The 1266-nt window shown below is 42.7% G+C and carries 1 protein-coding gene; it reads right to left on the minus strand.

The window, feature by feature from the left end; genetic code table 11:
• Positions 1-76: 76 nt before the first annotated feature.
• A complete protein-coding gene (gene rpsB / locus A3735_RS23085; protein WP_068508230.1) occupies positions 77-826 on the minus strand; it encodes a 30S ribosomal protein S2 in 750 nt (249 codons plus the stop codon).
• Between the last annotated feature and the right edge of the window lie 440 nt (positions 827-1266).

Here is a 1266-nt window from a genome sequence, read left to right on the forward strand (position 1 = left end):
ATTATTAATAACGAATGAAAACAAGGGCCGGAAAACCGACCCTTGAGCACTTTATAAGAAAACGCTTACAGAAAGATTACTCTGCTGCTTTTTCGCCTTCTTCAGATGCCGCTGACTCTTCCGCCACTTCAACGTACTCACCACCTTTTGAAGAACCTTCAAGCACTGCATCAGCAAAAGCTTTTGCATAAATCTGAATAGCTCTGATCGCATCATCGTTACCAGGGATAACGTAATCAACACCATCTGGATCACTGTTTGTATCAACGATACCGATAACAGGGATACCTAATTTGTTAGCTTCTTTGATCGCAATACGCTCGTGATCAACATCGATCACAACCAATGCGTCAGGTAGACCACCCATATCCTTGATACCACCAATACTACGCTCTAGCTTCTGCATTTCGCGAGTCAGCATCAAAGATTCTTTTTTAGTCAACTTATCAAAAGTACCATCAGTGCTTTGAGTCTCAAGATCGCGGAAACGACGAATGCTCTGACGAATCGTTTTGTAGTTAGTCAACATACCACCCAACCAACGGTGGTTTACGTAAGGCATACCAGCGCGGCTTGCCTCTTCTTTAACAATCTTGCCAGCAGCACGCTTAGTACCAACGAACAATACCTTGTTCTTACCCTCTGACAGCTTTTTAACGAAAGCTAAAGATTCATTAAACGCAGGAACTGTTTGCTCCAGGTTAATGATATGAATTTTGTTACGAGCACCAAAGATGTACTTACCCATTTTAGGGTTCCAGTAACGAGTTTGGTGACCAAAGTGTACACCTGCTTTAAGCAGGTCACGCATAGATACTGATGCCATGTTCTTTTCCTTTAATATGTTTGGGTTAGACCTCCACGAGTCCCATTAATCAACCATGAACCAAAACCACCGTAGCAGAAGCAGAACACAGCACCCAGATCAATGTGTCGAAACGTGTGCGGATTTAAGTCAATCGAGATTACCGACACCCTGCTGGATGTGAGTTCCCGAAATTTGCGTGCGCTTTATACCATATCCTCTTCAAAATAAAAAGCGCATTCCTACATTTATAGCAGGCCAGGCCACTCCATTCTACGTTCAACCTTTAACAATATAAATCGAGCAGCCACCAGCAAATAACAATAATTATTCAATTAACTCCCCTTTCGAGGTAGAATGCGGCGCATTTTTGATAAAAGTCTGTGTCGCAAATGGCGCTATAATGCTCTCCCGACACCATAACAACCCTTAGACAAAAGGCTCTCTTTTCGAGTTATGAA

Source organism: Oleiphilus sp. HI0061 (genome assembly GCF_001635675.1).